The organism is Halopseudomonas oceani (assembly GCF_963677335.1).
Taxonomy (GTDB): Bacteria; Pseudomonadota; Gammaproteobacteria; order Pseudomonadales; family Pseudomonadaceae; genus Halopseudomonas; species Halopseudomonas oceani.
Map to the genome: position 1 here is coordinate 2,283,978 of NZ_OY781932.1, position 23,741 is coordinate 2,307,718.

At 59.0% G+C, this 23,741-nt stretch carries 18 protein-coding genes and 1 tRNA gene; 12 read left to right on the forward strand and 7 right to left on the reverse strand.

Going from position 1 to position 23,741, the window contains the following annotated elements; genetic code table 11:
* The first annotated feature begins 416 nt into the window (after nt 1-416).
* The 6 genes from tig (at nt 417) to ACKPCU_RS10930 (ending at nt 9,115) form a co-directional block, all read left to right on the forward strand.
* Entirely contained in the window at nt 417-1,763 is a 1,347-nt protein-coding gene (gene tig, locus ACKPCU_RS10905; RefSeq protein ID WP_104738658.1) for a trigger factor, read from the forward strand.
* An 87-nt stretch (nt 1,764-1,850) separates the two neighbouring features.
* The gene (gene clpP / locus ACKPCU_RS10910) at nt 1,851-2,492 is read left to right on the forward strand and encodes an ATP-dependent Clp endopeptidase proteolytic subunit ClpP (protein ID WP_104738659.1); all 642 of its coding nucleotides are present in this window, start codon (nt 1,851-1,853) and stop codon (nt 2,490-2,492) included.
* Between the two features lie 156 nt (nt 2,493-2,648).
* Nucleotides 2,649-3,932 (forward strand): ATP-dependent Clp protease ATP-binding subunit ClpX, encoded by a 1,284-nt coding sequence (gene clpX, locus ACKPCU_RS10915; protein WP_321346635.1) that lies wholly within the window; start codon nt 2,649-2,651, stop codon nt 3,930-3,932.
* 186 nt (nt 3,933-4,118) lie between these two features.
* On the forward strand, nt 4,119-6,518 hold the full coding sequence (gene lon / locus ACKPCU_RS10920; protein WP_321346637.1) for an endopeptidase La: 2,400 nt from the start codon (nt 4,119-4,121) through the stop codon (nt 6,516-6,518).
* Between the two features lie 215 nt (nt 6,519-6,733).
* Nucleotides 6,734-7,006, forward strand: a complete 273-nt coding sequence (gene hupB / locus ACKPCU_RS10925; RefSeq protein WP_065336085.1) for a nucleoid-associated protein HU-beta — start codon at nt 6,734-6,736, stop codon at nt 7,004-7,006.
* Nucleotides 7,007-7,240: 234 nt separating this feature from the next.
* Nucleotides 7,241-9,115 (forward strand): SurA N-terminal domain-containing protein, encoded by a 1,875-nt coding sequence (locus tag ACKPCU_RS10930; RefSeq protein ID WP_308421309.1) that lies wholly within the window; start codon nt 7,241-7,243, stop codon nt 9,113-9,115.
* Between the two features lie 260 nt (nt 9,116-9,375).
* Here the strand turns inward: ACKPCU_RS10930 and ACKPCU_RS10935 are convergent, their stop codons facing one another.
* Both ACKPCU_RS10935 and ACKPCU_RS10940 read right to left on the reverse strand, forming a co-directional pair.
* Nucleotides 9,376-10,593, reverse strand: coding sequence for an OprD family porin (locus ACKPCU_RS10935; protein ID WP_321346650.1), 1,218 nt, complete (start codon nt 10,591-10,593; stop codon nt 9,376-9,378).
* Between the two features lie 213 nt (nt 10,594-10,806).
* Entirely contained in the window at nt 10,807-11,406 is a 600-nt protein-coding gene (locus tag ACKPCU_RS10940) for an NADPH-dependent FMN reductase (protein ID WP_321346652.1), read from the reverse strand.
* Between the two features lie 191 nt (nt 11,407-11,597).
* On the opposite strand from ACKPCU_RS10940, the gene ACKPCU_RS10945 reads away from it, so the two are divergent.
* Nucleotides 11,598-12,917 carry a Na+/H+ antiporter family protein gene (locus ACKPCU_RS10945; RefSeq protein WP_321346654.1) on the forward strand — a complete coding sequence of 440 codons (1,320 nt, stop codon included), beginning with the start codon at nt 11,598-11,600 and terminating at the stop codon, nt 12,915-12,917.
* A 448-nt stretch (nt 12,918-13,365) separates the two neighbouring features.
* Here ACKPCU_RS10945 and ACKPCU_RS10950 read toward each other — a convergent pair whose 3' ends face one another.
* Nucleotides 13,366-15,000 carry a methyl-accepting chemotaxis protein gene (locus tag ACKPCU_RS10950; protein ID WP_321346656.1) on the reverse strand — a complete coding sequence of 545 codons (1,635 nt, stop codon included), beginning with the start codon at nt 14,998-15,000 and terminating at the stop codon, nt 13,366-13,368.
* Between the two features lie 269 nt (nt 15,001-15,269).
* Between ACKPCU_RS10950 and rloA3 the strand changes: the two genes are divergently transcribed.
* Nucleotides 15,270-15,896: a retropepsin-like aspartic peptidase RloA3 gene (gene rloA3 / locus ACKPCU_RS10955; protein WP_104738666.1), complete on the forward strand. Its 627-nt coding sequence runs from the start codon at nt 15,270-15,272 to the stop codon at nt 15,894-15,896.
* Nucleotides 15,897-15,946: 50 nt separating this feature from the next.
* Here the strand turns inward: rloA3 and ACKPCU_RS10960 are convergent, their stop codons facing one another.
* The 3 genes from ACKPCU_RS10960 to ACKPCU_RS10970 all read right to left on the reverse strand — a co-directional run bounded on the left by ACKPCU_RS10960 (nt 15,947) and on the right by ACKPCU_RS10970 (nt 17,435).
* Nucleotides 15,947-16,474, reverse strand: coding sequence for a DUF2058 domain-containing protein (locus tag ACKPCU_RS10960; RefSeq protein WP_321346659.1), 528 nt, complete (start codon nt 16,472-16,474; stop codon nt 15,947-15,949).
* A gap of 88 nt (nt 16,475-16,562) precedes the next feature.
* Nucleotides 16,563-16,736: a DUF2897 family protein gene (locus tag ACKPCU_RS10965; protein WP_104738668.1), complete on the reverse strand. Its 174-nt coding sequence runs from the start codon at nt 16,734-16,736 to the stop codon at nt 16,563-16,565.
* Between the two features lie 66 nt (nt 16,737-16,802).
* Nucleotides 16,803-17,435 carry a TetR/AcrR family transcriptional regulator gene (locus ACKPCU_RS10970; RefSeq protein WP_321346662.1) on the reverse strand — a complete coding sequence of 211 codons (633 nt, stop codon included), beginning with the start codon at nt 17,433-17,435 and terminating at the stop codon, nt 16,803-16,805.
* 226 nt (nt 17,436-17,661) lie between these two features.
* On the opposite strand from ACKPCU_RS10970, the gene ACKPCU_RS10975 reads away from it, so the two are divergent.
* The 3 genes from ACKPCU_RS10975 (at nt 17,662) to ACKPCU_RS10985 (ending at nt 21,884) form a co-directional block, all read left to right on the forward strand.
* Complete coding sequence (locus tag ACKPCU_RS10975; protein WP_321346664.1) at nt 17,662-18,630, forward strand: efflux RND transporter periplasmic adaptor subunit; 969 nt, start codon at nt 17,662-17,664, stop codon at nt 18,628-18,630.
* On the forward strand, nt 18,627-21,662 hold the full coding sequence (locus ACKPCU_RS10980; RefSeq protein WP_321346666.1) for an efflux RND transporter permease subunit: 3,036 nt from the start codon (nt 18,627-18,629) through the stop codon (nt 21,660-21,662). The genes ACKPCU_RS10975 and ACKPCU_RS10980 overlap by 4 nt, the downstream gene beginning before the upstream one ends.
* Nucleotides 21,663-21,807: 145 nt before the next feature.
* Nucleotides 21,808-21,884: transfer RNA gene (locus ACKPCU_RS10985), tRNA-Asp, on the forward strand.
* 68 nt (nt 21,885-21,952) lie between these two features.
* On the opposite strand, the gene ACKPCU_RS10990 is transcribed toward ACKPCU_RS10985, so the two are convergent.
* Entirely contained in the window at nt 21,953-22,300 is a 348-nt protein-coding gene (locus ACKPCU_RS10990; RefSeq protein WP_104738671.1) for a DUF5064 family protein, read from the reverse strand.
* A gap of 126 nt (nt 22,301-22,426) precedes the next feature.
* On the opposite strand from ACKPCU_RS10990, the gene ACKPCU_RS10995 reads away from it, so the two are divergent.
* Nucleotides 22,427-23,710, forward strand: coding sequence for a nitrate- and nitrite sensing domain-containing protein (locus tag ACKPCU_RS10995; RefSeq protein WP_321346668.1), 1,284 nt, complete (start codon nt 22,427-22,429; stop codon nt 23,708-23,710).
* Nucleotides 23,711-23,741 lie beyond the last annotated feature (31 nt).

Here is a 23,741-nt window from a genome sequence, read left to right on the forward strand (position 1 = left end):
AACAAACACCCCCGGCCGGCGCAAATCAACGGTAGAATGCGGCCTCCAGCGGTGGCCGCTGTGAGTTGGTGGGTTCGAGTCTCCCCGTCCGCACCATCCTTCAGTCGGATTGATGCATGTCCGATGGCTTCAACAAAAACCGCCTCGTAAGGGCGGTTTTTTGTTTTTGGCGTTCGTGGATTTCGCTCACTGCCTTGTGGTTGTTTTTATTTCGCTGTTTGCGTTAGCCGGGTCGCTGGAATATGACGGCCGAACGGTCCGTTTTTTTCAGTTGTGGGGTTGTATTGGGGGGCAAGGAGGCGTTGTTTTGCGCTTTATCGCTACGGTGATGACTTCTGCTATTCAAGCGACTAGAATGTCGTCCCTTTGGAATCTACCAATAATCATTTTCTTTGTCTGTTGAACGAGGACTATCCATGCAAGTTTCGGTTGAAACCACTTCCGGCCTCGAGCGCCGTATGACCGTAGGCATTCCTGCCGATCGTATTGAAAACGAGGTCAACAAGCGTCTGCAGCAGACCGCCAAGCGCGCCCGCGTTGATGGTTTCCGTCCTGGCAAGGTGCCGATGAGCGTTATCCGCAAGCGCTTTGGTGCTTCCGCTCATCAGGAAGTTATCGGCGAAGTGATTCAGTCCTCCTTCTACGAAGCGGTCATGCAGGAAAAGCTGAACCCGGCTGGTGCGCCGAGCGTTGAGCCTAAGTCCATGGAAGCTGGCAAGGATTTCGAGTACATCGCTACGTTCGAAGTCTACCCGGAAGTCACTCTGGCGGGTTTTGAAACCATCAGTGTTGAGCGTCCCGAGTCGGAAGTGACTGACGCTGACGTCGACACCATGCTGGAAACCCTGCGTAAGCAAAACACCCGTTTTGAAGCGGTTGAGCGTGCTGCCGAAAACGGCGATCAGGTCACCATCGACTTCGTTGGCAAGATCGACGGCGAAGTCTTCCAGGGTGGTACTGCCAATGGCACCAACCTGGTGCTGGGCTCTGGCCGCATGATTCCAGGCTTTGAAGAAGGTCTGGTCGGTGCCAAGGCGGGCGACAGCCTGACCCTGAACGTCACCTTCCCTGAGGATTATCAGAACCTGGATCTGGCTGGTAAGGCCGCCGAGTTCGAAACTACCGTTCAAGCGGTTGCTGCACCGGCTCTGCCGGAGCTGAATGACGAGTTCTTCGCTCAGTTTGGTGTAAACGAAGGTGGTCTGGAAGGTTTCCGCGCCGAAGTTCGTAAGAACATGGAGCGTGAACTGCGTCAGGCGATCAAGACCAAGGTCAAAGGCCAGGTCATGGACGGTCTGCTGAATACCAACACTGTTGAAGTGCCGAAGGCGCTGATCAGCACTGAAATCGACCGTCTGCGTGAGCAGGCTGTGCAGCAGTTCGGTGGTGCCAACATTCAGGCCAGCCAACTGCCGGCTGAGCTGTTCGAAGAGCAGGCCAAGCGCCGCGTTAGCCTGGGCCTGATCGTGGCTGAAGTCGTCAAGCAAAACGACATCAAGCCGGACAACGATCGCGTTCGTGCGATGGTTGAAGAGCTGGCTTCTGCCTACCAAGAGCCGGAGCAGGTCATCAACTGGTACTACCAGAACGAACAGCAACTGGGCGAAATCCAGTCGGTTGTGCTGGAAGAACAAGTCGTGGATACTGTGCTCCAGAAGGCGCAAGTGACTGATAAGAAAGTCGCTTATGAAGAGGCTGTGAAGCCGGCACAACCTGCTCAGGTTGAAGCTGGTGAGGCCGAGGAAGCACAAGCAGGCGAATAATTCGCTGCCGCTTTCCGTAAACGCAAGCCAGCCTTCGGGCTGGCTTGCGCGTTTTTGCGACTAGCACATTCGGAGTGACAGGAATCCATGACCCAAAACAGCTTTATGCAGTTGCCCCCAGACGTGAAGGCCGCAGGCGGCCTGGTCCCGATGGTGATCGAGCAGTCTGCTCGGGGTGAACGCTCCTACGATATTTATTCGCGGCTGCTGAAAGAGCGCGTGATCTTCCTCGTGGGTCAGGTGGAAGACTACATGGCCAATCTGGTTGTAGCGCAGCTGCTGTTCCTTGAGTCGGAGAACCCGGACAAGGACATCCACCTGTATATCAACTCCCCGGGCGGTTCAGTGACCGCTGGCATGGCCATTTACGACACCATGCAGTTCATCAAGCCGAACGTCAGTACCCTGTGTATTGGTCAGGCTTGCAGCATGGGTGCGCTGTTGTTGGCTGGCGGTGCTGCCGGCAAGCGATTCTGCCTGCCGCATGCGCGAATGATGATTCACCAGCCGCTGGGTGGTTTCCAGGGGCAGGCGTCTGACATCGAGATTCATGCCCGCGAGATCCTGTTCATCCGTGAGCGTCTGAACAAGGTGCTTGCTGACCACACCGGTCAGCCGCTGGACGTGATTGCGCGCGATACCGATCGTGACCGTTTCATGAGCGGTGCCGAGGCGGTTGAGTACGGTCTCATCGATCAGGTTCTGGAATCGCGTACCAGCGCCGAGTAAAGGTTGTTTAACGCCGGCGTGCCCTGTGCGCCGTACCTTGGCCGTTGGCGGGTACGGTGCTGTATAGCCGGTGCAAGTTGATCGGGTCGCACTTGCAAAGTGGGAATAATGCCCCCATCTTTGTATTTGAGAGCGATTCAAGAGTAGGGGTTTTCGATGACCGATATGACTGGGAAGGGCGACGACAACGGCAAACTGCTGTATTGCTCCTTCTGCGGCAAGAGCCAGCATGAAGTGCGCAAGCTGATTGCCGGCCCCTCCGTGTTTATCTGCGATGAGTGCGTTGATCTGTGCAACGACATCATTCGCGAAGAAGTGCAGGAAAGTCAGACCGAGAGCAGTCAGCAGAAGCTGCCGACGCCGGTCGAAATTTGCTCGATTCTGGACCAGTACGTGATTGGTCAGCAGCGGGCTAAGAAAGTGCTGTCTGTTGCGGTCTACAACCACTACAAGCGTTTGAATCAGCGTCAGGGCAAGGACGACGTTGAACTGGGTAAGAGCAATATTCTGCTGATCGGTCCGACTGGTTCAGGTAAAACGTTGCTGGCCGAAACGCTGGCCCGGCTGCTGAACGTGCCCTTTACCATCGCTGATGCCACCACCCTGACCGAAGCGGGCTATGTCGGTGAGGATGTCGAGAACATCATTCAGAAGTTGCTGCAGAAGTGCGACTACGATGTGGAGAAGGCCCAGATGGGTATTGTCTACATCGACGAGATCGACAAGATTTCGCGCAAGTCTGACAACCCGTCCATCACCCGCGACGTCTCGGGTGAGGGTGTGCAGCAGGCGCTGCTGAAGCTGATTGAAGGCACCGTTGCTTCGGTTCCGCCGCAAGGTGGCCGTAAGCACCCGCAACAGGAGTTTCTGCAGGTTGATACCCGCAACATCCTGTTTATCTGCGGCGGTGCGTTTGCTGGTTTGGAGAAGGTCATTCGTGATCGCTCCGAGAAAAGCGGTATCGGTTTCAACGCGACCGTGCGCAGCAACGATGCCGGCAAGAAGGTGGGTGACACCTTGAAGGATGTCGAGCCGGATGATCTGGTGCGTTTTGGTCTGATCCCGGAATTCGTTGGTCGTCTGCCGGTGATTGCGACGCTGAATGAGCTGGACGAGGATGCCTTGATCCAGATTCTGACCGAGCCGAAAAACGCGCTGACCAAGCAGTATGCGCGGCTGTTCGATATGGAAGACGTGGAGCTGGAGTTCCGCACCGATGCGCTGAAGGCAATTGCTTCCCGTGCACTGGAGCGTAAGACCGGCGCCCGTGGCCTGCGCTCCATTCTGGAGAGCGTGCTGCTGGAAACCATGTACGAAATCCCCTCTGCTGAGAACGTCAGCAAGGTGGTCATCGACGAGAACGTTATCAGTGGCGATGCCAAGCCGCTTCTGATCTACGAGACGCCGGAGCAGCCGCCCAAGGCGGTCCCTGAAGACTGATCGTCTATGTTGCAACGCCGCCCTCGGGCGGCGTTGTTGTTTCCGGGTTGCCATTGTGCAATCTGTTTGTCATTGATGCTGTTCCCGCGCTTGTAATTTTCCGCAGCAGCCCCCATGTTGAAAACATGACATCTTCAAGTATCGGTGCCGCATTGCAGGGTACCCTTCACCGAGCGAGCCTCTGCCATGACGACTTCTAGCGAATTCCCGCTCCTGCCACTGCGTGATGTGGTGGTGTATCCCCATATGGTCATCCCGCTGTTTGTCGGGCGTGACAAATCCATTCAGGCGCTCGACGCGGCGATGTCGAGCAATAAGCAGGTGCTACTGGTCGCCCAGCGGGATCCGGGTGACGACGATCCGGGTCGTGACGGTCTCTACGAAATGGGTACCCTGGCCACCATTCTGCAGCTGCTGAAACTGCCCGACGGCACAGTGAAGGTGCTGGTCGAAGGTGAGCGTCGTGCCCGTATTACCGAACTGGACGACACCGGCAATTATCAGCGCGCAGAGGTCGACCTGCTGGACGACTCCGCACTGGATGAGCGCGAGTCCGAAGTGCTGGTGCGCAGCCTGATGAGCCAGTTTGAGCAGTTCGTGCAGCTCGGCAAGAAAGTGCCGGCCGAAGTCGTCTCTTCGCTGTCCAGCATCGACGAGCCCGGCCGTCTGGTCGACACCATGGCGGCGCATTTGTCGCTAAAACTGGATGAAAAGCAAAAGATTCTGGAAGTCCTGCCACTGCGTGATCGGGTTGAGCATGTGCTTGGCGTGCTCGATGGTGAAATCGATCTACTGCAGGTCGAGAAGCGCATCCGTGGCCGGGTCAAGAAACAGATGGAGCGCAGTCAGCGCGAGTATTACCTCAACGAGCAGATGAAAGCCATCCAGAAGGAGATGGGTAATCTGGAGGACGGACACAGTGAGTTCGACGACCTGCGTCGCAAGATTGACGAGGCAGGGATGACTGAAGAGGCGCTGGCCAAGGCGAACGCCGAGTTGAACAAGCTGAAGATGATGTCGCCCATGTCGGCAGAAGCCACGGTGGTCCGCTCCTACATCGATTGGCTGACGGGCGTGCCGTGGAAGAAGGCGACCAAGGTCAAGCATGACATCCAGCGCGCCGAGAAGGTACTGGAGACCGATCACTATGGCCTGGAAGAGGTCAAAGAGCGCATTCTCGAGTATTTGGCGGTGCAGAAGCGGGTACGCAAGCTGAAAGGCCCTGTGCTGTGTCTGGTGGGCCCTCCGGGCGTTGGTAAGACGTCTCTGGGTGAGTCACTGGCGCGTGCGACCAATCGCGAGTTTGTGCGCATGGCGCTGGGTGGCGTGCGTGATGAGGCCGAAATTCGTGGTCACCGTCGTACCTACATCGGTTCGATGCCGGGCAAATTGATTCAGAAAATGACCAAGGCCGGGGTGAAGAACCCGCTGTTCCTGCTCGATGAGATCGACAAGATGGGGCAGGACATGCGCGGCGATCCGTCCTCAGCCCTGCTCGAAGTGCTCGACCCGGAGCAGAATCACGCCTTCAACGATCACTATTTGGAAGTCGATTACGACCTGTCTGATGTGATGTTCATCTGCACCTCTAACTCGATGAACATTCCCGCCCCGTTGCTGGACCGGATGGAAATTATCCGCATCCCGGGTTACACCGAAGATGAAAAGATCAATATTGCCCAGCGCTATCTGGTGCCGAAGCAGACCAAGAACAACGGTCTGAAAAAAGGCGAGCTTACCTTCACCCTTGAATCGCTGCGTGACCTGATTCGCTACTACACCCGTGAAGCGGGTGTGCGTGGCCTGGAGCGCCAGATCGCCAAGGTCTGCCGCAAGGTGGTCAAGGAGCAGGCAACTGAACGCAAGCCCAAGCCGGTAGTGCTGGACGAGGCGCTGCTGGAGCATTATCTGGGCGTGCGCAAGTTCAAGTACGGCCTGGCCGAGGAGAGCGACCAGGTCGGTCAGGTAACCGGTCTGGCGTGGACCCAGGTTGGCGGTGAATTGCTCAGTCTGGAGGCGGTTGTGGTACCGGGCAAGGGGCGTCAGATCAAAACCGGTTCGCTGGGTGACGTCATGCAGGAATCCATCAGTGCGGCGCTGACAGTGGTGCGGAGCCGCGCTGCGAGTCTTGGTATTGCGGCTGATTTTCACGAGAAGAACGACATCCATATCCACGTGCCGGAAGGCGCGACGCCGAAGGATGGTCCGAGCGCTGGTATCGGCATGTGTACCGCGTTGGTATCCGCGTTGACTGGTATCCCGGTGCGGGCAGATGTTGCCATGACCGGCGAAATTGCGTTGCGCGGTCAGGTTCTGCCGATTGGTGGTTTGAAGGAGAAATTGCTGGCTGCGCACCGCGGCGGCATCCGTACCGTGATCATTCCGCACGACAATTTACGTGATCTGAAAGAGATTCCTGAGAAGATCCTCCAGGATATCGAGGTTAAACCGGTAAAATGGATTGACGAAGTGTTGGCTATTGCGCTGCAATACTCGCCGGAGCCCTTGAAAGAAGGGGTTGAAGAGATGGTGGCAAAGGATGACAATCGCGAGACTGATGAAAAGGGACGCATCAGTACTCACTGATAGGACCATCAGAGTTTGGTGGGTGATGGATTCCGCTGTGGATGCTTTCACTGACCCGTCCAGAGTGCCATTGGCACTCCTTGACACGGTTTTTGACCGCTTGCTATAAAGCGGCTTCGACCTATGCAGGTATGCTGACTGGCCACAGCTTTGCTAAGACCAAAAGCTTACATAATGACTAACAACTCATTGAACTAGATATAAGGGGACTTAGAGTGAACAAGTCTGAACTGATTGATGCCATCGCCGCATCTGCCGATATTCCGAAAGCTGCTGCCGGTCGTGCTCTGGACGCCGTCATTGATTCCGTTACCGGTGCTCTGAAAGACGGTGATTCGGTTGTTCTGGTAGGTTTCGGTACTTTCGCAGTCAAAGAGCGTGCCGCTCGCACTGGTCGCAACCCGCAGACTGGTCAGCCGATCGAGATCAGCGCAGCCAAGATCCCCAGCTTCAAGGCTGGCAAGGCTCTGAAGGACGCCGTTAACTGATCGCGTCCCTGATCTGATGTGACGCATCCCGGTTGTTGGGATGCGCTTCGGGACCGGTAACCAGACTGCCAGCGATGGCTTCTCCAGCTGGTCTCGACAGTTAGCAGAAAGGCGCATCAATGTGATGCGCCTTTTTTGTTGGACAAATAAAAAAGCGACGCCGGAACCATTTCGGAGGCCGAAGGCCTTAAAGTCGTACTCTGCAGACGCTTCGGGGGCATGATGCTGCAAACAATGAGGGACAATGCACAGAGCTGGGTCGCCAAGGTGATCGTCGGCATCATCGTGCTGATTTTTGCGCTGACAGGATGGGAATCCATCAACCGCTTTACCAACAAGGCGGATGAAGCAGCCGAGGTCAACGGTGAGCCGATTTCGAAGCTGGAGCTTGAGCAGGCCGTTGCTCTGCAGCGCCGCCAGTTGATGCAGCAGCTGCAGCAGATGGGCAGTCAGTTTGATCCGAGCATGATCGATGAAGCCTTCCTGCGCAGCACCGTGCTGGACGGCATGATTGAACGCTCTGTATTGATTCAGGGAGCTCAGGAAGCGGGTTTCCAGATTTCCGATCAGATGATCGATCAGTTGATCCTGAGTACGCCGGACTTTCAGGTTGACGGTAAGTTTGACGCCAACCGTTTTGATGTGGTGATTCGCAACATGGGGATGCCATCGCGTATGGCCTTCCGTGACCTGGTGCGTCAGCAGTTGCTGATTACCCAGTATCGCAATGGATACGAGGCCACCTCCTTTGCCACGCCGCTGGAGAGTAAGCAGTTAGCTGCGCTGGAGAACCAGACTCGTGATTTTGCTGCGTTGGCAATGCCGGTCGACGATGTTGACACCGAGGTAACAGATGCCGAGGTGGAAGCCTATTACGCTGCTAATGCGCAGCAATTCATGACCCCTGAGCGAGTAGTGCTGAATACGCTGACACTGTCACGCAAGAGTTTCTTCGACCAGGTCGAGGTCGATGACGAGGCTGTTCAGCAGCTCTACGAGCGTGAAATCGGCAATCTTGCCGAGCAGCGTCGCGCCTCGCATATTCTGGTTGAGATCGGCGACGACGAGGCTGCTGCCAAGGCACGCATCGATGAGGCTGCAGCGCGTATTGCGGCTGGTGAGGACTTTGCCAAGGTCGCTGAAGAAATGTCAGATGACACCGGCAGCTCCCGTGATGGCGGTGATCTGGGCTACATCGTTAAGGGTAGCTTCGACCAGGCGTTTGATGACGCGCTGTTTGCGTTGCAGCCGGGCGAAGTGTCCGCGCCAGTGCGTACCAGCTATGGCTTCCAATTGGTCAAGTTGACCGATCTGAAGGCGCCGGAAGTGCCTTCGTTGGACTCCATGCGTGATCAACTGGTCCAGGAACTGAAGACCGAGCAGGTCGAACGCAGCTTTGTTGATGCTTCCCAGCAACTGGCCAATCTGGCTCATGAAGCCCCAGACCTGGCAGAGCCTGCCGCTGCGCTTGGCCTGACTGTTGAAACGCTGGGGCCGGTCGAGCGTCTCGGTGGTGAAGGCCTGGCGGCCAACCCGAAGGTGATGAACGCAGCGTTCAGCGATGACGTTCTGAACAACGGATTCAACAGTGATCTGATTGAGCTGGACGCTGACACCGTGGTGGTCATTCGGGTGAAGCAGCACCTCACGCCGGAGCAGCGCCCACTGGCAGACGTTAGTGCAGACATCCGTACCCAACTTGCCCATACCAAGGCTGAGCAAGCCGCTGCTGAGAAGGCTGATCAACTGGTTGAGCAACTGCGTTCGCAGGCGCTGACCGTTGACGCGGCGGCTGAGCAGGCGGGCCTCGAATGGCAGCAGCACGAAGCGGTTGGTCGTGGTGAAAACCAGATTGACCAAGCCCTGCTACGTAATGTCTTTGCCATGCCGAAGCCTGAGGCCGACAAGCCGGTCTACGCCAGCTTCAAGCGTGCGGCAGGCGGCTACTGGCTGGTCGTGCTGAACGGTGTTTCGGTTGCTGAAGACGTGCAGTCGGCAGAAGGTGGCGCGGATCAGTATGGTCTGTTCGTTGCCGGTCAGTCGGGACAGCAGGACTTTGCCGCAGCCCAGCAGCAGTTGCGCAGTGAAGCCGAGGTTGAGCGTTACTGAGCAGGCGATTGTCCGCATTGAAAAAGGCGCTTCGGCGCCTTTTTTCATGGCTTGGATGTGGGGCTCGAGAGCGCAAGGCAGAGGACCGGGGGCGCAAGGCAGGTCTTCACAGGTTGGAGGGCAGGTGTCCCTGCGGTGGACCGTTTGCTTTCAGCTTGCACTGATGTCCGTGCTGAGCAAAAAAAACCGCTGCGACCAATCGGGGATGGCGCAGCGGCAAAATTCCAGGCAATCGTGTGGGGGGCCTGGATGGAGCAGTATTACTTCAGGGCAATGCTGTAGCTCAGGATCAGGCGGTTCTCATCGATGTCGCGGGTGGCGTCGGAACGCACCATGGCGTTACGCCAGCGTACGGCCAGATTCTTGAATGTGCCGCTCTGGACGGTGTAGCTGACGTCGATGTCGCGCTCCCACTCGCTGCCATCATTGCCGGCTACCTTGAAGTTGTCACCGCTGACATAGCGGGCAAATGCGCTCAATCCGGGGACGCCCAGCGATGCAAAGTTGATGTCGTAGCGCGCCTGCCAGGACTGCTCATCGGCGCGGGTGAAGTCGAGGATCTGCACATAGTTGACGATGTACGGATCGGTCTCGGCCAGGTATGGGAAGGCGGTATCCCCGTCACTGTCCTGATAGCCCAGCCGGAAAGTGTGCGGGCCGGTGGCTGCGGACAATGTCAGTGAGGTCAGTTGGTGGTCAATGTCGATGGGCTGGTTGCCATCGTCACTGCTATCAAACCAGGCAAGGTTGACGCCGAGCTTCCAGTCACCCACCGGCTGGGTGTGAATCAGGTTGATCAGGTTCTGGTTGTAGACGTCCTGCAGTTCCGCACGCCAGAGCCCAATGGTGGTGTTTTTACTGTTGAAGGCGTAGCTACCGCCCAGGTAGTTGAAGCGGTCAGAGGCGCCGCCAACGGTGGCGCGTATGTCTTCACGGTTGCTGCTGTTGCGGTAGTTGACCTCACGCAACTGGCCGGCCTGAATATCGAGATTCTCGATTTCGTTCATGGACAAACTGGCGCCAGTGAAACTCTGCGGGAGAAGGCGGGAATCGCCGGAGCTGACGACTGGCAGTTTGGGCATCAGGCCGCCAACCTTGAGGACGGTGTTGGACAGGCGCGCCTTGAGCGCGGCGGTGGCTTCGCTATAGCTGCCCTTGCCTTCATCACCATAGCTGTTGGCCAGCAATCCTGAGCCGGCGCGCTCGTCATCGGAGTCCAGCTTCAGACCGAGGCCAGCGTAGACGTCGACACCGAATCCCAGTGCGCCAGGGGTGTAGCCGGATTCTGCTTTGAAGATGAAGCCTTGGGCCCATTCCTCGGCCTTGGACTGTGCACCGGGGTCTCTGAAATCGCGATTGAAGTAGAAATTGCGCAGTTGCAGGGACGCGGTGGCGTCGTCTGCGAATCCCGCGGCCTGGGTGTTGCCGCAGGCAATCGCCGCGGTAACGGCGAGCGCTAGGGGAGTCACATGCTTCATTGTTATTCTCCTGATGTGAGGTGTGGCATGGGTTACGCCGAGGAAAATAAAGCACGCGACTGCACGCCTGACTTTACGACCATCGTCGAACTGTCATGCGAGTGTCTTGAAAATGCAGTGAATCAGCAGGCGTGATGGCTCTGTTCCGAGCCTTGCAGGCCGCCGCCCGGACGGTAGGATGACGGCCTGTACTTTAGTCTAATGCGGCCCTGATCAGGACATGCCGTTGGCAAAGGCGGGGTTGCTCATGTCAATCAAGGGACGGATGCTTGCCAGCGCGCGGGTGTAATGCAGCAGTACATCGAGATTGTAATCGAGTCGCTGACGCAAGCGCTCGTCGGCCTGGGACTCTGGCGTTTCGCCGTTCATGACATGGTTAACGTCACGTACGATCAGGTGCTCCGGGATGTAGCACAGGCGGCAGTTCTTGTAGCTGGAAGCGCGCAGTTCGCTGATCGGGAATGCGCCGCCGACACTCGCAGAGATGGCACCCAGCATCGCGGGTTTGTGGGCCAATTGTGCCTTGCTGGCGTAGAGGAAGAAGTTCTTGATCGCCGGGCAGGCCATTCCGTGCCATTCCGGCGCTAGAATGATCGCCGCATCCGCAGCGCTTAGTTGTGCTTCGTATTCAGGCCATCGGCTGTCCTCTTCACTTGGCCACAGCGGCAAAGGCCCTTTGCCCAGATCAATAACTGAAACCGCCTCGGCGTCCAGGTTGTGGGTGCTGATCAGTGTTTGACGGATAAAGGCGGCGACCTTGGCGGTCTGGCTATCGGTGCGGCTACTGCCGGCGACAATGGCGATGCGTTGCATGACGGGCCTCAATGACGTGATGGGGGGCTTACTGTACCTGATCCTGGCACGTTGGTGCCTTTGGTCAGCGCTCTTTGACAGTGGCAGGGGAGTGGGGCAGAGTACGCGGCCTTCGGGGTGCCTCGTTTGGCGCCGGGTTGTGGGGCTTGCTGCAAAGGGGCGGCAGGCGACATGAAGATGGGGAGTCAGAAATGAATGCAGTAGTAGCGGCTGTCGCCGTGATGCTGGTGCTCAGCCTGTGCCGCGTGCATGTGGTGGTTGCCTTGATTTTTGGTGCGTTGACCGGCGGTCTACTGGGCGGCCTGGGTTTGGAAACCACCCTGAGCACCTTCCAGTCCGGGCTAGGCAAAGGGGCCAATATTGCGCTGAGCTACGCGCTGCTGGGGGCGTTTGCCGTAGCGATTGCCAAGTCTGGTCTGGCCCATGCGCTGGCGGACAAGGGGCTTGGTCTGGTCGACAGTCGACGCGACGGTGGCGGCGGCGTGCTCAAGCTGATGCTGTTGCTGGTGCTGCTGGCCGTTGCTATCTCCTCACAGAACATCCTGCCGATTCACATCGCGTTCATTCCGCTGCTGGTGCCGCCGTTGTTGTTCGTGATGGCGCGGCTGAAGCTGGATCGTCGAGCCGTGGCCTGCGTGCTGACCTTTGGTCTGATCACGCCCTACATGTTCCTGCCGGTCGGTTTTGGCGGCATCTTCCTCAATGACATCCTATTGGCAAACGTGGCGGAAAGCGGCGCCTCCGTTGAGGGTATCAACGTCATGCACTCGATGGCCCTGCCGGCGCTGGGCATGCTGTTTGGTCTGCTGGTGGCAGTGTTTGTCAGCTACCGCAAACCACGGCATTACGATGAGCAGCGAATCAGTGAAGTGGAGCGCGCGGAAGCCAGCTACAACCCGATGTCGCTGCTGGTTGCGCTGGGCGCAGTGGTCGCCGCGTTCGTCATTCAGCTTTGGCTGGACTCCATGATCATGGGCGCGCTGGCCGGCTTCGTCATTTTCTCGGTATCGGGTGTCGTGCGCTGGCGTGAGGCCGACGGGGTATTCACCGAGGGCATGAAGATGATGGCCATGATCGGCTTCATCATGATTGCTGCTGCCGGCTTTGCCGAGGTCATGCGTGCGACCGGTGCGATTGCTACGTTGGTTGACAGTTCTGCGGCGATGATTGGCGACAACCGGGCGCTGGCAGCACTGCTGATGTTGCTGGTCGGGCTGCTGATTACCATGGGCATCGGCTCATCTTTTTCGACCATACCGATCATTGCAGCCATTTATGTGCCGCTGGCGATGCACCTTGGCTTCAGTCCGGCGGCGATCGTTGCTCTGGTTGGCACCGCCGCGGCGCTGGGTGATGCCGGTTCTCCTGCCTCCGACTCGACCCTCGGCCCGACTGCGGGTCTGAACGTGGACGGCCAGCACAACCACATCTGGGATACTGTGGTGCCGACCTTCATCCACTACAACCTGCCGCTGATTATTTTTGGCTGGATTGCGGTGATGGTGCTGTAACGCATTCAGGCACAAAAAAGCCCTGCTCGGGAAACCGGGCAGGGCGTTTTTGTGGTTCTTTGCGAAGTTTGGGCCAGTGCGACAAGGGGGCGAGGCAGTTAACCGAATGCGCGAATGGTTGGGTGTGCACCGGGGTTGGCCCCGTTTACGCGGGCGAGTAGCGCAGGGCTGGCGGGAAAAAGGACGGCAGCCTGTTTGAGGAGCGCAGCGACGAGTTCTGCCGGCCCCGGCTAGACCGAGCAACGCAGCGAACCCGAAGGGCCGCGTAGCCGGGTGCCCGGGCAAGCGGTCCCCTTTGGCTCGCCGTGAAGGCGAAAGACTGACACAACAACCGCGCATGCATTAAACGGTAAGCTGCAAGTGGAGGCTCGCACTGACCCTCCGCGATGAATCACAAAAAAGCCCAGCCCGGGAATCCGGGCTGGGCTTTTTTGCTGTGGCAGGCCGATCAGACTTTGAAGCGGCGTACCAGTTCGTCGATCTGACGACCCAGGCCAGCCAGGTGCTGACCTGCCTGCGCTGTTTCGCGGGCACCATCGGTAGTTTCGCGAGCTAGCTCGGCCGCTTCGGTGACGTTGCGGTTTACGTCTTCAACCACGGTCGATTGCTGGGTAGTGGCGCTGGCAATCGAGGCGTTGAGCGCAACCAGTTGCTCCATCGATTGAGCAATCTGCTCCAATGCTGTGCCGGCCTCATTGACCTGATCCACGCTGGCCTGGGAGTGGCGGCTGCTCTCATTGATCACACCGACCACCGTTTGGGTGTTGGTCTGCAGCTTGCTGATCATGTTGTGGATTTCTTCGGTCGACTGCTGGGTGCGCTGGGCCAGATTGCGTACCTCGTCGGCAACCACTGCAAAACCACGTCCCATCTCACCGGCACGCGCTGCCTCAATGGCGGCGTTCAGCGCCAGCAGGTTGGTCTGCTCGGCGATGTTGCGGATGACGTCCAGCACGGAGGTGATTTCGTTCGCATCGGTGGACAGGGTTTCCATGTGCTGAACAGCGGTGTTGACGCTGTCGGACAGCAGACGTATCTCGTGGATGGTCTGCTCGACCTGCTGGCGACCGTTGGCGGCACCCTGGTTGGCGTTCTCGACCTCTTGGGCGGCGGCGTTGGCGTTCTGAGCCACGTCCTGCACACCGTAGGTGATCTCGTTGATGGCGGTGGCCATCAATTCCATGCGCTCGGACTGGCGGCTCATGTCGCGCAGGCTGTTGTTGCTGATCTGATCCAGTTGCTGGCTGGAGCTGATCAACTGGCGGGCGCTGTCACCCAATTGACCGATGATGTCGGCCAGGTTGCGATTGAAACGGTTAAAGTAGCTGGCGATCTGGGACAGCTCGTCATGGGCATCGTCATCCAGGCGACGGGTCAGGTCGGCTTCACCGCTCGCGATGCCGCGCATGGCGTTGACCACCTTGTCCAGCGGTTGCGAAATGCTGCGCCCGATGATGAAGAGCAGGGCGAACATTACCAGCGTGATGATCAGGGCCGTGATCAGCGAGGTGTACAGTGCTTGCTGGAATTTGGCTTGCAGGGCATCGATATAGATGCCGGTACCGATCATGTAACCCCAGGGTTTGAACAGCTTGAACGCAGCGATCTTTTGCGATGGTTCCTTCTCACCCGGCTTTGGCCAGTTGTACTGGAAGCTGGCGGTGCCTTTGTCTCTGGCCAGTGCTACCATTTCGCGGATAACGCTCACGCCGTCGGTGTTCTTGGCTTCGGACAGGTCCGTGCCGACGGTCTGTGGCGCCAGCGGATGCATGATCATGATGTTGTCGAGGTCGTTGACCCAGAAGTATTCGTTGCCGTCGTAGCGCAACGCCGAGAGTGCTTCCAGGGCCTGTTGGCGAGCCTGCTCACCGGTGAGTTCTCCACTGACTTCCTTCTTGTGGTAGTACTCCATCAAGTCGTGCGCAACCTCGACGAGATGTGTTGCCTTGGTGACCTCGTCCTGCTTCATTTCGGTATGGAGGTGGGAGAGGGAGAGCCCCTCGGAAATGATAGTACTGCCCAGGGCAATAATCAGGATCAGCCAGATCCTCTGACTGATTCGAATGTTGCGCAACAGCTTCATGTAACCTCCACACGCCTAGTGGTGATGTCTATTATTTTTTTATGCCTGCAACGAATCCTGTTCGCAGTGGCGTTGTATCTCAGTGTCGGCCGAATCCGTCAAAACCTGAGCGGTATTTTCCCGTCATCCGTGCTGGCGATTTGACTGCATGCGCGCCGGGGTTGCAAGAGGTTATCTGTTTTTGTGATCTTTACTCATAAGGCGCGTGGCACTGCGCGCTCTGTCTCGCCGGCAAAAAGGCCGGTGGTTAATCAATGTAAGGGTGTCTCATGCGGTCAGTATTGAAGTTGGCGGGTCTGTCGGTTGGTCTGTTGTGTGCTGCGCTGGGCGCAGGCGTCGCGCATGCGGCGGATGAGGCTGTGCAGTTCGGTCCGCGGGTGGTTGGCTGGATCGAGAAAGGGTTGATTCTGCCGGAGTACACGGCGGTCAAGATCAAGGTGGACTCAGGTGCTCTGACCTCGTCCATGCATGCAGTCAACCTGGAAGAATTTGAGCATCACGGCAAGGAGTGGGTTCGCTACGATGTGCCGGTACGCGATGCCGATACTGACGAGATGGTCACCATGCACTTTGAGCGGCCGGTCTTTCGGCGGATTCTGGTACGCGGTGCTGGGGGGGCGGATCGCCGGCCGGTGGTGAAGATGTCGATCTGTATGGGAGATCGGGTCTACGAGGAGCAATTCTCGCTGCGCGATCGCGGCGACATGAACTATCCGGTATTGATCGGTCGTCGCACGATTGAACACGTCGGCCTGATCGACGTATCCAGAACGTTCATGCATAAGCCGAACTGCTCCGAGGATGACTATGATCAGGAGCGCCAGCGTCAGCATGATCGCGAGGAAAATGGCGCGGGCAACCAACCGGTTGAATCCGCTACGGAAGCAGACGCCTGATAAACGAATCCGCCGCGCCAGGACGGGGTGCCTGGCGCGGCCGATTCGCCTTACCACATGAGATCGTCAGGAATCTCGTAGCCGGCGTAGGGATCATCCTCGGCGGCGCTTTCTTTCTTCACCTCGGCCACATGCACCGGCCAGTGCGGTACGCGCTCGCGGACCTTTTCGGCGATGTCGATCGGAATCAGTACAAATCCGCCTGACAGGCGGGTAATTCCGAGCCGGCCTCGGCTGAGCAGAGCAAACTGCTCTTCGGTGACATGGATCTTCTTGATCTTGTTCTTGCTGACGAACTGATAGGGTGTTTCGCCGCCAGCGCGATCGACTACGTTCTGCTCGATCATCTGCTTGGCCTGCGCTTCGGCTGCCTTGCGCGCGGCCTCTGCCTGGCGCTGTTGATTCAGTTCGCGGTCACGTTCGGCCTTTTGTTCGCGGGCTTTCTGCGCGGCGCTTGGGGTTTTCTCGCCGGCTGGTTGAGCCTTGGCTTCTTTCTTTTTGGCGCGCTGCGCCTGCTTGAGTTTCTTCTCGTCGACCAGTCCGGCCTTGAGCAGTTGAGCTTGCAGTGAATTGACCATGGTTTGTCAGCGTCGTAATGATGACGGCATCGCGAAAGCGACGCCTGGTTGAAGTCTGGCGTTACAGGCGCCTAGTCTACCGCGTTGTTCAGCGCTTTTCTTCCTCGGCTTCCTCTGCCTTGAGCTGTGCTTCGCGTGCCTTGACCTTGGCCAGGGTTTCCGGGCTGACGCGGTTGCTGCCAGCGTTGTCACGCAACAGCAGCAGGCTGCCCAGCACGCTGCCGAAGGCCAGTGCCATGAATAGCCATCCATACCAGGGCATGGGGTACTCCTCAAGTGTATGAGTAGTCATCATGGGCGCTGATCCCGGGGATGGCAAGCAACTGCCTCAGGCGCGCAGTGACTGGTTTAGCATCTGCAGGGTGAAGTCGATCATCTGCTCTGGTGACGGCTGATTGTCTTGGCAGGGGTCGTGCTGGCGGGTCTGCAGGATGACCCCGTGCAGCGCGCCGCGCAAAAAGTTGGCTGTCAGCAGGGGCTCTGCGGCCAGCTCAGGGTTGAGGCTGCCATCGGTAATGCCATCGTGGATCGATTGCAGCATGCAGGCCATTGACTGCTCGTAGCAGTGCGCCAGTTCGGCGCTTTGCTCGTCGCTGTCGACCAGGTGTGCAAAGGTGCTGGCGTCGGTCAATACATCAAAATAATCCGGGCACTCGATGCTGAATTGATAGTAGCTCCGGCCGATCCGCTTGAGTTGCTCCAGGCCGCTGCCGCCCGCTGCCTGTGCGCTGTGGAAGCGCTCCAGCAGGCGTTGCCCGGCGCGCAGCATCAGGCCGCGCATGATTGCCGCTTTGTCCTTGAAGTACACGTAAAGCAGCGCCCGGCTGAGTGTGGCTCCGTGCGCTATCTCGTTCATTGAGGTGCGCTCGTACCCTTTGCTGAAGAAGCACTGTTCGGCACTGTCCAGGATGCTGTCCCGGCGTTCCTGTTTTTCCCGTTCTCTGCGTTCGGTAGCGCTCATCGGTTTTCTCGATTGCGGTGATGAAAAACATTTTGCCAGTTATTGACAATGTGTCAATGTCTGACAAAGTGTTAATAAGGTTTGTCTTTCCGGGAGCAGGATGATGGTCAGAGCATCGGGTTGGCAAGGGCGGCGCTGCCGCTTGTGGGTCCTGGCGGCAGTCGCTGGCTTGGCGGTTGCCGGTTGTCGCGGCGAGGGTGGGGAGTCTCCAGGTGTTGCAGCACCCGTGGCTGTTCCGGTCAGGGTGGCAGAGGTTGCGGTCGGTGCAGGGCAGCAAGCATTGCGCTTTGCCGGTAGCGCGCGGGCTCGGCAACGCGCGAGCCTGACCTTTCAGGTCGGAGGCACCTTGGCAACGCGGCCTGTAGAGATCGGTCAGGCGGTCAAAGCAGGGGACGTGCTGGCAACGCTCTACAACCCGCAGCTCGGACCGGCACGTGATGCGGCGCGTGCCCGGCTGGCCGAATTGCAGGCCCAGGCCGCACAGGCACGTCGGGATTTGCGAAGAGCCGAGCAACTGTTCCAGCGCGGCGTACTTTCGCAGGCTGATCAGGAGCAGCAACAGGCGCGTCTTGCTGCCCTAGAGGCTGGTGTGCGCAGCGCCCGCGCCAGCCTGCAGCAGAGTGAGCAGTTGAATGGTGAGACCCGTCTGCGAGCCCCCTTTGACGGCAGTATCGAGGCCTTGCTGGTCGAGCCGGGTGAGTTTGTTGCCGCCGGTCAACCGGTCTTGCAGATGGCTGCTGGCGACGGCATGGAAGTTGAGGTGCTGGTGCCCGCAGCGCTGCTGAACGGTTTGGTAGTTGGATCTCCGGTGCCAGTCTGGTCGGTGCTGGCAGATCAGCCGCTATCGGGGCGGGTGGCCGAGCTTGGGCGCGGCGCCTCGCTAGGGTCGGTGCTGTATCCGCTGGTTGTCGGTCTGGACGGGCCGGTACAGGCTGGCGATGCGCTTGAGGTCGGTCTGCAGCCGGCTGATGCGGAAGCCCTGAGTGTGCCGTTGGCCGCTGTGATGCGCTCTGCTGCTGGTTTGTCGGTATTTCGCCTGACTGATCAGTGTGTGGAGCGGGTCGCCATTGATGTCGACGGCTTTGAGGGTGAGCGTGCCCTGCTGCGAGACGGGCCCCTCAGCGCTGGTGATCAGGTGGTGTATGCCGGCATCAGTCGGTTGGCTGACGGTGACACCGTGGAGCTGCTGCCATGAACCTGCAACGGCTGATGCGCCCACGGCTGCTGGGCATGGTGGTCGTCATGCTGGCGGTGCTCGGGGTTGCGTCCTACCTGACGATGGCGCGCCAGGAAGACCCCAGCTTTCCATACCGCGCAGGCCTGATCACAGTGGTCTATCCGGGAGCCGTGGCAGAGTCGGTGGAGCGGCTGCTGCTGGAGCCGCTGTCGGATGAGTTGTCGCAAGTCTCCGAGGTCGATTTCATCCGCGCTACTGCGCGCACCGGCGTGGCACTGGTCTCGGTCATGCTGGATGACACGATCTACGACACCGATGCGGCCTGGGATCGCGTGCGGCAGGCCATGACCCGGGCGCAGCTCTCGTTCCCTGACGGGGTGCGGAGTATGGAGCTGGATGACCGACTGCTGGACATTCCGGCGGTTGTGCTGGCGGTGCGTGGCGATGCCTCGGTGGTGCGCCTGAGTGATGAGGCCGAGCGCCTCAAGCGGCAGTTGATGGATCTCCCCGGGTTGGCGCGGGTCGAGCTGTATGGTGACACCGATGAGCAGATCACCATCGCGCTGCGCGATGCGGAGCTGAGCAGGTTGGGTCTGTCGCCGCAGATGCTGTCAGGCCTGCTGGCTCAGCGTAATCAGGTCATTCCAGGTGGTTTCGTGGTGGTTGGCTCCCAGCGCCTGGGCGTGCTGCCGAACAGTGAGTTCGTTGATCTGGCCGCGCTGAAGGCAACCCAGATCCCGTTGCCGCAGGGTGGCAGCGTGCCGTTGGCCGCGATTGCTGATATCTGGCGCGGTCCGGTCGAGCCGATTGGTGAACGGGCCTGGTTTGACGGTGATCAGAGCGTTCTGGTCGGACTGATTCTGGAGCGGGGCCAGGTGGACGCGATTCGTTTTGGCGAACAGCTGCGTACGCGGCTGGATACGCTGCGCCCCGAGTTCGCACCGCTGCGGATCGATGAAATGTTCTTTCAGCCCGATCAGGTCAAGGAGCGGCTGGATGGCCTGGAGCAGAACCTGCTCAGCAGTGTGTTGATCATTGTCGCTGTGGTGTTGCTGGGGATGGGCTGGCGGATGGGGGTTCTGGTGGCGGCGATGCTGCCATTGGTCGCGCTGATCAGTCTCGGTCTGTACGACCTTGGCGGTGGCATTCTGCACCAGATCGCGGTGATCGGTATGGTGATTTCACTGGGTATTCTGATCGACAACGCCATTGTGATGGTCGAGAACATCCAAGACCGCCTGAACGCTGGCGAATCCCGCTGGCAGGCTGCGTTCAATGCTGTGCGCGAGTTGGCGGGGCCGCTGGGCGCCTCTACTGCGACGACACTGGCGGCTTTCACTCCCATGCTGCTATCCAAGGGGGGCACGGCAGACTTCACGCGTGGTATCCCGGTCATGATCATGTTGACGCTCTTGGTGAGTTATCTACTCGCGATCAGCGTGGCGCCGATGCTGGCCGGGTACTTTCTGCGGCCTGCGCCAGTACGCATGAATACCCGAATGGAAAGTTTTTCAGCGGGATTGGCAAGGCTCAGTGAGCGTGCACCGAAGGGGATGCTGCTGCTCGGCGCCGCAGTGGTTGCGGTTAGTCTGGCGCTGGTTCCGCTGGTCAAACTGCAGTTCTTCCCCAATGCTGATCGTGCGCAGGTCGTGGTCGAGCTGTTCATGCCGGAAGGAACCGACCAGCATTACACCACCGAGGTCGCCGCAGCGCTGGAGGCTCAGCTCATGAGGCAAGCCGGAGTGCTCTCGGTGCACCGTTTCACTGGCGCCACCGGCCCCAGTTTTTACTACAACCTCAACCGGTATCCGAAGGCCCCCAATCGGGCACGGCTGGTGGTCAATACCCGATCACTCGCTGACACCAGGCCGCTGATCCATTGGGTGCGCGATAGCGTAGCAGAGCAATGGCCCGAGCTGGATGTAGTGGCGACAACCCTGGGGCAGGGGCCGCCGCGCGAGGCACCGGTCGAGTTACGGGTTTACCATCCGGACGACCGTCAGCGTATTGCCTCTGCGGAGCAGTTGTTCGCGCTGCTCAAGCAGGTGCCGGGCGCGGTGGATGTGCGCCACGATATCGACCTCGGGGTGCCGACCGTCAGGATCGAGGTGGACGATGCCCAGGCGCAGCGCTTCGGGTTGAACCGGGCCGATGTGGCGCAGGCGCTGTTCCGCCAGAGTCTCGGAACGACGGTTGAGCAATATCGCCAGGAGCTGGACCCGATTCCGATCTTGTTACGCACCCACGAGGGCAGTCAGCAATCCCTGCAGCGACTGCTGTCTGCCAACGTGTTTAATGCACAGGGGCAGGCCGTGCCGCTGACTGCCGTGGCGAGAGTGGTGCCCGCCTGGCAGCCAGCGAGTATTCGCCAGCGTGATGGCGTGCGTGTGCTGACGGTGACTGCCGGCCTGGAGCAGGGCTACAGCTTCAGTCAGGTTCTGCAGGCGCTGCAGGAACGGCTCACCCAGGTGGCATTGCCGGTCGGTACACGGCTGGAAATAGGCGGCGACAGTGAGGGCTCTGGCGATGCCAACCGTGCGCTGTTTACCACGGCACCCATCGGTATTCTGTTGTTGCTGTTCTTCCTGCTGCTGCAGTTCAATTCGTTCAAGCGCCTCGGCATCGTGCTGCTGACGGTGCCGCTTGCCAGCGCGGGCGTGCTGCCCGGATTGGTGTTTTCCGGTGTGCCGTTTGGCTTCCAGTCGCTGCTTGGGGTTATCGCGCTCGTTGGTATCGTGGTCAATAACGCGATTGTGCTGATCGACGTGGTGGATCAGGGCTTGGCGCAGGGCCGAACGATTGATCGGTCGGTGTCTGATGCGGTGGTGCGTCGAACCCGGCCGATTCTGTTGACGACGGCCACGACCATCGCCGGGCTGCTGCCGCTGGCATTCTCCAGTTCGACACTATGGCCGCCAATGGCCTGGGCGATTATTTCCGGCCTGCTGGCCTCCACGGTACTCACCTTGTTGGTGGTGCCAGCGGTCTGTCGGCTGTGGTTACGGCCGACCCTGTCAGCGACCGAAAGGGAGGCGGTGCAGATGAACTGAGGGCTGCACGGGAGTGCTGAAGATATTTTCAATAAATCTTCTGCAAGTGCTTGACTCGGTTGATAGAATCTATAAAATGCGCGCCAGTTCAGACGGACAAGGTGAGCGACTTAAGGTCGATTTCCAGCAGCCGTAAGAACGATGCGCAGCGGTAGTTCAGTTGGTTAGAATACCGGCCTGTCACGCCGGGGGTCGCGGGTTCGAGTCCCGTCCGCTGCGCCATTATTCAAGAAGCCCCAGTTCGCAAGAGCTGGGGTTTTTTTGTGTCTTTTTTTCGGGTTGACTCGGCGCTACTTCAGATGGCTCGGGTCAATCGGCTCGCCGTTCCAGGCGTGCAGTCGCCCGCGAATGTCCTCAAACATGGCGTCGTATTCATGATGCGCTGTCAGCGACATGAACTCCGGCGTCAATACGCCGTGTCGACGCAGAATATGGTCGACATTGCTGGCGAAGTTGAAAGCGGTATCACGCGGCAGCGAAAAGCGCTCGTGAATTTCGTTGTCGTTTACTGTGCCATCGACGGTGAAGTCCACGCCTTTGCGCTGATCTTCGATGCTGTAGCGGATGTCGAGGCTGAACCCGGTGTCGGATGGCAGCAGGCGGATACGGCTGATATGCAGGTGACCCGGTTCGAACATGTATTCCTCCGGTAAAAGGTTCGAGCAGTGTTCGTGGTTATAGAACGATTTCTCTGTGATGTGAACCGCCCGGCTGGCATAGGTCTTGCTCAATGTGGGTAGATCAATCGTGGCGGAGAAACATTCATGTCATCAGCGCTGGACTTCATGCTGGCAGCGCGGCGCAGCGAAATGCAAGGCTTGCAGGCCCTGTCGCTGACCTGTGCACTGGTTACCGAGGTAAGCCGCCTGGTGCATGCGCTGCAGCGTGAACGAGGTTACTCCAATTTCTGCCTGGGCGGTGAGGCTGATAGCCATCGCGAGTCCCTTGATGCACTCAGTGAGGCGGCCGCCGAGCAGGAAATTGTTGTGCGCAGGGCCTTCGAGCAGATCCACCCGGAAAGCAGCGTCGGCGCCGACAAGGCCCGTCTGTTCACGCGTATTGCTTATGTGTTGCATAGTCTGGACGGTCTGCCCGGGCTGCGTGAGCGCGTACGCGCCGAGTCGCTGTCGGCGGCTGAAGCCACGCGGCTGTTTTCCCGGCAGATCGCGGGATTGCTGGCCGTGGTGTTCGATGCGGCTGATACGGCGGTGGATCCGCGGGTAACGCGTGCTTTGGTTGCACTGTTCAATTTCATGCAGGGCAAGGAGCTGGCCGGGCAGGAGCGGGCGACAGGGGTAGCGGGTTTTATGGCCGGTTACTTCGATCCGGCGGTGCAGGGCAAGCTGCGTTTTCTGCAGGATGGTCAGGCGCGCTGCTTTGAGAGCTTTCAGCAGGCGGCAGACGCGCCGTCACTGGCATTGTGGCAGACGCTCTGTGCTGACGAGTTGCTTGAGCAGATTGCGCGCCTGCGGCAGATGGCCGAGCGCACTAGTACAGAGCAACGGGTGCAGGGCGCATTGGGCGATGTCTGGTTTGAGCTGACCACCCAGCGCATTGATGCGATGAAGCAGATTGAGGATCAGCTGGCTGTCCATCTGCAGCAGTTGTGTGCGGAGAAGATCGCGCAGGCGCAGGCCGATCTGGATAACCAGCGAAGATTGATACGCCAGTTGGACAAGCTGGATCACGGCAGTGCCGATCCGGCGGTCAAACTCTATAACGTGCAGGCGACCGACTTTCAGAGTCTGCCCAGCGAGGCGCCGGGCGGGCAGGTCAATGGCTCGCTGCTGGATCTGCTGCACGAGCAGACGGCGCGCCTGCAGCAGTTGCAGGACGAACTGGAGGACGCCCGCCAGACGCTTAACGAGCGCAAGGTGATCGAGCGCGCCAAGGGGCTGCTGATGAAGCAGCATGGCCTCAATGAGCAAGACGCCTACCGCGCCCTGCAGAATGCAGCGATGGAGCGCAATCAGCGTCTGGCCGAGGTTGCCCGTACGGTGTTGAGCTACAACGACATGCTCAAGGGCACCGGCAGCACGGCTGGTTGAATCAGTGTGGCCTGCACTGCGGTAGTGCGAG

Coding starts and splice junctions, on each gene's coding strand:
- lon (WP_321346637.1), top strand. CDS start 4,119: ATGACGACTTCTAGCGAATTCCCGCTCCTGCCACTGCGTGATGTGGTG.
- ACKPCU_RS10940 (WP_321346652.1), bottom strand. CDS start 11,406: ATGCAACGCATCGCCATTGTCGCCGGCAGTAGCCGCACCGATAGCCAG.
- tig (WP_104738658.1), top strand. CDS start 417: ATGCAAGTTTCGGTTGAAACCACTTCCGGCCTCGAGCGCCGTATGACC.
- clpX (WP_321346635.1), top strand. CDS start 2,649: ATGACCGATATGACTGGGAAGGGCGACGACAACGGCAAACTGCTGTAT.
- ACKPCU_RS10995 (WP_321346668.1), top strand. CDS start 22,427: ATGTCATCAGCGCTGGACTTCATGCTGGCAGCGCGGCGCAGCGAAATG.
- ACKPCU_RS10970 (WP_321346662.1), bottom strand. CDS start 17,435: ATGAGCGCTACCGAACGCAGAGAACGGGAAAAACAGGAACGCCGGGAC.
- rloA3 (WP_104738666.1), top strand. CDS start 15,270: ATGCGGTCAGTATTGAAGTTGGCGGGTCTGTCGGTTGGTCTGTTGTGT.
- ACKPCU_RS10965 (WP_104738668.1), bottom strand. CDS start 16,736: ATGCCCTGGTATGGATGGCTATTCATGGCACTGGCCTTCGGCAGCGTG.
- ACKPCU_RS10990 (WP_104738671.1), bottom strand. CDS start 22,300: ATGTTCGAACCGGGTCACCTGCATATCAGCCGTATCCGCCTGCTGCCA.
- ACKPCU_RS10945 (WP_321346654.1), top strand. CDS start 11,598: ATGAATGCAGTAGTAGCGGCTGTCGCCGTGATGCTGGTGCTCAGCCTG.
- ACKPCU_RS10950 (WP_321346656.1), bottom strand. CDS start 15,000: ATGAAGCTGTTGCGCAACATTCGAATCAGTCAGAGGATCTGGCTGATC.
- ACKPCU_RS10935 (WP_321346650.1), bottom strand. CDS start 10,593: ATGAAGCATGTGACTCCCCTAGCGCTCGCCGTTACCGCGGCGATTGCC.
- ACKPCU_RS10980 (WP_321346666.1), top strand. CDS start 18,627: ATGAACCTGCAACGGCTGATGCGCCCACGGCTGCTGGGCATGGTGGTC.
- ACKPCU_RS10960 (WP_321346659.1), bottom strand. CDS start 16,474: ATGGTCAATTCACTGCAAGCTCAACTGCTCAAGGCCGGACTGGTCGAC.
- ACKPCU_RS10930 (WP_308421309.1), top strand. CDS start 7,241: ATGAGGGACAATGCACAGAGCTGGGTCGCCAAGGTGATCGTCGGCATC.
- clpP (WP_104738659.1), top strand. CDS start 1,851: ATGACCCAAAACAGCTTTATGCAGTTGCCCCCAGACGTGAAGGCCGCA.